Below are 6,728 nucleotides of genomic sequence, written 5' to 3'. Positions count from 1 at the left end.
GCCGCTAGGGCGCTGAAGCTGGACAATTCTCAAAGTCGAAATTTAATTTCTTATCGCATTAAAAAGGCATAAAACTCCCAAATTGAAGCTAGTGTTTCAATTTGGGAGTTTTTTTCTTTTGCACATCTATGTGCCCATAATCTGTATAGGGATGTTTTTGAATTGAACTTCTTATTTCATTAAATGGCGCTTTAATTATACAGTGCTACGGCTAATTCTATAAGCTTGCATTCATTTTTAATTCAATTCCCACTTTACAGATAGGGATTGTATGGTTATAATAAAGTTAATAAATTTTTCCAAGAATAAAAATGTTAATCGGATTTCTGGAACTTCTTAAAGATCGTGTTCAAAAGGAACAGATGGGATTTGTTGAAGGAAAGGCAAAGAATATAAATATTGAAGGAGTGTATCTTATGAGAAACGACATTGAAAAAAAGAGACAAAAACTTGTAAATAAACTAATTTTTCTTAATGTCTATAACAAAGATGACAAACAACTTTATGAATTGTCACTTTCAAAATTAGAATATGAATATAAGAAATTTAAATTACTAAATCATCCACATGGTGAGTTTGGTTCTATACAATGGATATAAAGCTTATTAGGCGTAATAAATCAAAGGAGATTTAATGCATGCTTTCAAAATATTGATGGAATAAGAGTAGGTAGTAACAAAAAAAACGCTGAATGTTATCAGCGTCAGCTTGTTGAAAAAATCTGCTTTTAAGTTCATGACCGTACTCTTGGCTTTGTAGGATCACAGTCGGGACAGAAAGTTTAATCGAAATGTCAGTGTATTTTCCATTTATTGATTAGAAACTTTTTCAAGAACACGTGGTGTGGACTGAACGGCAAGTTTGTCTAGCAGTTTGGTGCTGTCTACATTTAATCCCTTCAAAGTAACCATTACTCCATTTTGCTGATACTTAAGGACAATTTTATCAATCGCACCGATTGCAGAGTCATCCCAAAGGTGGGCATTGGAGAAATCAATCACAATTTCAGGTATTTCTTCTTTAAAATCAAACTGATTGACAAAATCTGTAACAGACGCAAAGAACAGCTGTCCTGATACCAGATAAATCTTTTTATTTGAATCTTTTCTCGCAATCGTTTGAATCTCCACTTTTGAAATTTTAGAGGCAAAGAAAATGGCACTCAAGATTACCCCTATGAAAACTCCAATCGATAAATTATCCGTTGCTACGACAGTCACGACTGTCACAACCATAACCACTGTTTCCGATTTAGGCATAATCGGCAGTTTCTTCAATGATGACCAATCAAACGTACCAATACACACCATGAACATGACAGCTATTAAGGCAGCCATCGGAATTTTAACAAGAACATCATTTAGGGCAACAATAAGGATCAATAAAAATACAGCAGCCCAAAAGGTGGAAAGTCTTCCACGTCCGCCCGATTTAACATTGATTCCGGATTGACCAATCATGGCGCAGCCAGCCATACCGCCAAATAATCCTGAAACAATGTTGGCAATCCCTTGACCACGCGCCTCTTTATTTTTGTCACTCCCCGTGTCCGTCAAATCATCGACAATTTGAGCGGTTAAGAGAGATTCTATCAAGCCAACAACAGCGATTCCAAGTGAATAAGGAAAAATGATTCTTAGTGTTTCTAGACTAATAGGGACATTGGGAATAAAAAATGAAGGCAAGGACTGACTTAAATGTCCTAAGTCTCCGACTGTATTTACGTGAGCTCCCGTTGCCACTGAAATAATCGTGATGATAATAATGGCGACAAGTGGGGAAGGAATAGCCTTGGTTATCCGAGGGAAAAGGTAAATGATTGCTAATCCTCCCGCAACCATTGCGTACATCCCCCATGATTGCCCTTTAAAATGGGTTAGCTGCGCCATAAAGATTAATATTGCCAATGAATTAACAAAACCCACCATAACCGAACGTGGAATAAATTTCATTAAGTGAGCTACATTCAGCGAACCAAAAATAATTTGAATCATCCCAGTCAGGATGGTGGCGGCCAATAAATACTGTAATCCATGATCTTTCACTAACCCGCCCATTAATAAGGCGGTTGCTCCAGTAGCTGCTGAAATCATCGCAGGTCTGCCACCGACAAAGGCAATGACAAGGGCAATACAGAAGGAGGCATACAAACCAACCATGGGATTCACGCCCGCAATAATTGAAAAGGCAATGGCTTCTGGAATCAATGCTAAAGCAACAACAGTTCCTGAAAGGATATCTCCTTTTATATTTCCGAACCATTCATATTTAATAGTATCGACATTCAACTAGTTACACCTCATTTATTTATATTATTTTTGACTTTCAACTCTCATGAAAGTCGGGTCCGTTTTTACCACTTGAAAGTATAACTCAATGTGACAATTTTGTGAAATACGATGAAAACGCTATTATCGGTAAAATACTCTTATATCATTCGTTATACTACTATTTCAAATAAGGTTTCTTAAAGTTTGCTAGTTTGAGAGCCGTCTTTTGTATTTTTAGCTGAATTTTGTATCTATATATTCATTCATTTCTTGTTTAGCAGTAGATAACTCGCAGTTTAGGGAAGTGTGAAGTGGTTTTTAAAAAGGTACAAAAATTTTGTTTTCAAAGTAGTTTTATATTGTAGCCAATATCATAAGATGGAAAAGATGAAATCAATAAATGGAGGAATGATATGAAAGCCATTGTATGCACTAAATATGGTTCGCCCGATGTCTTGGAGCTGCGTGAGGTAGAAAAACCAACTCCAAAGGACAATGAAATACTGGTAAAAGTTCATGCGACAACCGTAGCATCAGGGGACATTAGGGTTCGGGGTTTCAATAGTCCGATCTTATTATGGATCCCGATGCGTCTTGTCTTGGGTCTGAGAAAACCAAGAAAATCAATATTGGGCGTGGAGTTAGCTGGGGAGATCACGGAGATTGGGAAGAATGTAAAAAAATTTAAAATAGGCGATCAAGTTTTCGCCCTAACTGGGATGAATTTTGGTGCGTATGCCGAGTACGCATGTTTATCTGAAGACGGGGCAGTGGCAATAAAACCTACAAACCTGACCTATGAGGAAGCCGCTGCCGTTTCTTTTGGGGGAACTTCAGCACTGCATTTTCTTAGAAAAGCAAAGATCCAGGACGGACAAAAAGTGCTTATTTATGGAGCCTCCGGCGCGGTAGGGACTTCCGCAGTGCAGCTTGCCAAATACTATGGGGCAGAGGTTACTGGGGTATGCAGTGCCACAAATTTTGAATTGGTGAAATCGCTGGGAGCCGATAAGGTCATTGATTATACGAAAGAGGATTTTTCGAAAAGAGAAGAGCGTTATGATATCATCTTTGATGCGGTTGGGAAAAGTTCGAAAGTAAATGCCCAGAAAGTGCTAACTTCAAACGGGATATTTGTGTCGGTTGAAGGGCAGGGGATAGCAAAGGTCCGGAGTGAAGATTTAATTTTCCTCAAAGAGCTATGTGAGACGGGAAAGATCAAATCAGTCATTGATCAACACTATCCGCTCGAGCAAATTCCCGAGGCTCATAGATATGTTGAAAAAGGGCATAAAAAGGGAAATGTAGTCATAATCTTGGTTCATACTAACAAAACCTAGCAAAACTGACTACTGCCTATTGAATGGAATCTAGTGCCATTCTACAAAACAAGCTGCTGAATACCTACAAAATGTCAGTTTTAGTGTTTGGGGAGTTCTTCCTATCATTTCTAACTAGTTCATGGTTTATCAACATAGTTCTACATTATGCCTCCTATTTTTATAGTAGAAAGGTAATTGATAACGTCGATTTTTGTTTCTTTTTGTAAAATCATTGAAGTTTACTAAACTATTAAATTCGATGATAATCAATTGGAAACGTTTACAACCTTTTTAAAAAATAGGAGGGATTTAATGAGTAAGAAAAAAGTGATGTCAGTTTTATTAACGGCAGGACTAGTTCTAAGCGTCAATGCAGCATACGCACAAGGACCAGGTGGGGCCCCAAACTCAAATGCAGCCTCAGCGTTTGACAACAAAATTATCAAAAAAATTAGTGCAGACAACATGTATAACACGATTGCCCTATTGTCAAAGGAGCCACGGACGGCAGGTACCCCGGGGGAACTAAAGGGAGCACAGTACATAAAAGGACAGTTTGAGAAGTATGGGTATGAAACGGAACTGCAGCCTTTTGCTTTCCATGATGTGGTGAGAACCAATGTAAGTGGAGTTTTAGAGATTGGCGGTCAAGATCTAAAGCCATACGTATTTTCCGGATCATTTAGTGGTGAAGTAACGGCGGAAGTGGTGAACGCGGGAAGAGCAATCGCCGGTACCGTCCCGGATGCGGTGAAAGGGAAGATTGCCCTTGTTGAGCGCGGCGATAACACATTCGTTGACAAGGTGAAAAACGTATTAGCAAAAGGTGCAGTCGGCGTAATTTTATATAATAACACCGGAACCGCTAATAATGTGGGGATTGCGGACCCAGGACAAAATATCCCGGCTGTAACGATAACAAAGGCCCAGGGTGCTGCCCTAGTAGAGCAGCTAAAAAGTGGCCCGGTAACAGCGCAATTAAAAGTAACAGGCTCAGGGTATAAAGAAGGAACTTCCTACAACGTTATCGCCAAAATGAAACCAAATAAAAACAAAGATACCGGCCAGATTGTTATGGTCGGGGCGCACCATGATTCTGTTCCAGGTGGTCCAGGGGCAAATGATGATGCTTCTGGTGTATCTGCAGTGCTAGAGCTTGCCAGAGTCATGGCAAATATGCCAATTGATACGGAACTTCGTTTCGTGACTTTTGGTTCCGAGGAAAAAGGTCTGTTAGGATCTTATCATTATGCAAGTACATTAAGTGCTACAGAAGCGGATAAAATTGTAGCCCACTTCCAAATGGACATGATTGGAAGTAAGGATGCCGGCGGTGATAACAAAGCAAACGGATTAATCATGTATACGATTGATGGCAAGAAAAATTTAGTCACTGATCTTGGTTCCGCTGCTGGTGTAAGAACAGCAATGGGTGAAGCCATTCCGTATGGCCAGTTGGGACGCAGTGACCATCAGCCATTCCATGAACTAGGAATTCCGGCGGCGTTATTCATCCATTCACCACTAGAGGAATGGTATCATAAACCAACAGACACGATTGATAAAATTGATAAAAATAAGCTTCAAGAAACCGCGGAAATCGTCGGCGCTGCCGTCTATCAAATCGCTCGGCCTGACACCCCAGCACTACAGCACTCAAGGGTTGCTCCACAACCGGTCGATTATGATTTCGAAAATCGTCCACCAGGAGCTTAATAAATTTCACAAAAAATGGCGGAAGAGATGTATCCGCCATTTTTTTATTTTTTGGCTCTGTTAAAGATAGTTGTTGATATTTGATACCTATTCGAATTCTTGATATTATGAACACGAGAACGGACATTCGGAGGGGTCAAGGAAAGCAAAGCGTTCAGCAACTTGTTAGAGTATATCTACAAATTACCACAAACCATTTAATGGGTAAATGCTATGCGTACCTGCATCATCTGTTGGTGGTCGTTTAATCAACGAAATGAGGGGAACTCGCATCAAAGAGGGATTTGAGTGTCCTAATTGTTCATCAGAACACAAACAATATCTGAATGATAACGGGAGGAAGAGTTATGTCAAATAACCTAAAACAGAGAAGAATAATTTTAGATTTAGCAGTTACTTTAGATGGTTTTATTGAAGGGAAAAATGGAGAAGTTGATTGGTGCATCATGAACTCTGAGATGGAGTTTATTAATTTCTTACACCAAATTGATACTATATTATATGGAAGAAAAAGCTACGATTTATGGGGACAATTTACTCCAGAAGCTATTGATGGTACTGAAAAAGAAATTTGGGAATTAGTTCATAGTAAAGAAAAATATGTGTTTTCCAAAACTCAAAAGGAGACCGATAATAAAGCAATATTCATAAATGATAATATTCTTGAAGAAGTATTAAAACTAAAGAATAAGCCTGGTAAAGACATCTGGCTATATGGCGGAGCAAGTCTTATTACTACTTTTATCAATTTAGGGATTGTTGATGAATTTAGATTATCTATTCACCCTGTTATTTTGGGAGAAGGAAAACCGTTGTTTATTGATATAAAACAGAGGTTGAGTTTAAAAATGGTTAATACAAGAACGTTCTCTTCTGGTGTTGTGCAACTAATCTATCATTGGGATGGCAATTAATAAGATTGTTAATTAATCGAACGTGTCCTAACCATTACTAATCTTTTGGATTGGTTTGAAAAGCTGAAAATAACTTTTGATAATCTTGAACTGGAATTTGAAGGCCGGGAATCCAGTCAAGAAGCCATGAAACGAATAGTAGAAGTGGTGGAGGAAGTTTTTAATGGAAATTTACTGTCCTTACTATCTAAAGTATTATAATAAGGATTTCGGATTTGAGGATTGGCAAAATCTTTGCAACCCTGATGTATTTCTTTTGAAAAATGAATGTACTAAGGTAACTTCTGAGCGATTATGGATTGGGTAAGTATCGGGGGGACCACTATTTAACTAACGTACAGTTTCATGAGATACTTTTCCGGCTGCCGTATACTTGGTGGCTTTTTCTTATTGAAATAAATTAGCCTTATTTTAAGAAAAGGTTTATGTGACCGAAATCGGGTGTAAAGAGAGAAAAAAGTCACGTAGAAAGAGTCTTTATTACCCGTGAGACCACCATTTTCCTC

5 protein-coding genes and 1 pseudogene are annotated in these 6,728 nt (G+C 38.5%); 5 read left to right on the top strand and 1 reads right to left on the bottom strand.

Annotated elements, in window-relative coordinates; genetic code table 11:
• The first annotated feature begins 416 nt into the window (after nucleotides 1-416).
• Nucleotides 417-599 carry a Fur-regulated basic protein FbpA gene (locus BSO02S_RS04395; RefSeq protein ID WP_066063089.1) on the top strand — a complete coding sequence of 61 codons (183 nt, stop codon included), beginning with the start codon at nucleotides 417-419 and terminating at the stop codon, nucleotides 597-599.
• Between the two features lie 210 nt (nucleotides 600-809).
• Here the strand turns inward: BSO02S_RS04395 and BSO02S_RS04390 are convergent, their stop codons facing one another.
• A complete protein-coding gene (locus BSO02S_RS04390) occupies nucleotides 810-2,288 on the bottom strand; it encodes a SulP family inorganic anion transporter (protein ID WP_066063083.1) in 1,479 nt (492 codons plus the stop codon).
• Between the two features lie 395 nt (nucleotides 2,289-2,683).
• Here BSO02S_RS04390 and BSO02S_RS04385 point away from each other — a divergent pair, with 395 nt between their 5' ends.
• The 4 genes and pseudogenes from BSO02S_RS04385 to BSO02S_RS04375 all read left to right on the top strand — a co-directional run bounded on the left by BSO02S_RS04385 (nucleotide 2,684) and on the right by BSO02S_RS04375 (nucleotide 6,222).
• Nucleotides 2,684-3,610, top strand: coding sequence for an NAD(P)-dependent alcohol dehydrogenase (locus BSO02S_RS04385; RefSeq protein ID WP_066063077.1), 927 nt, complete (start codon nucleotides 2,684-2,686; stop codon nucleotides 3,608-3,610).
• A 294-nt stretch (nucleotides 3,611-3,904) separates the two neighbouring features.
• Nucleotides 3,905-5,308, top strand: coding sequence for a M28 family peptidase (locus BSO02S_RS04380; RefSeq protein ID WP_066063074.1), 1,404 nt, complete (start codon nucleotides 3,905-3,907; stop codon nucleotides 5,306-5,308).
• A 162-nt stretch (nucleotides 5,309-5,470) separates the two neighbouring features.
• A pseudogene (locus BSO02S_RS27835) lies at nucleotides 5,471-5,657 on the top strand (IS1595 family transposase); the annotation flags it as partial.
• Nucleotides 5,656-6,222 carry a dihydrofolate reductase family protein gene (locus tag BSO02S_RS04375; RefSeq protein WP_066063070.1) on the top strand — a complete coding sequence of 189 codons (567 nt, stop codon included), beginning with the start codon at nucleotides 5,656-5,658 and terminating at the stop codon, nucleotides 6,220-6,222. The pseudogene BSO02S_RS27835 and the gene BSO02S_RS04375, both read left to right, overlap by 2 nt.
• Nucleotides 6,223-6,728 lie beyond the last annotated feature (506 nt).

Source organism: Neobacillus soli NBRC 102451 (assembly GCF_001591665.1).
Lineage (GTDB): Bacteria > Bacillota > Bacilli > Bacillales > Cytobacillaceae > Neobacillus > Neobacillus soli.
The sequence above is the reverse complement of the archived record's forward strand: the minus strand, read 5'-3'. Positions and strand labels throughout refer to the sequence as shown.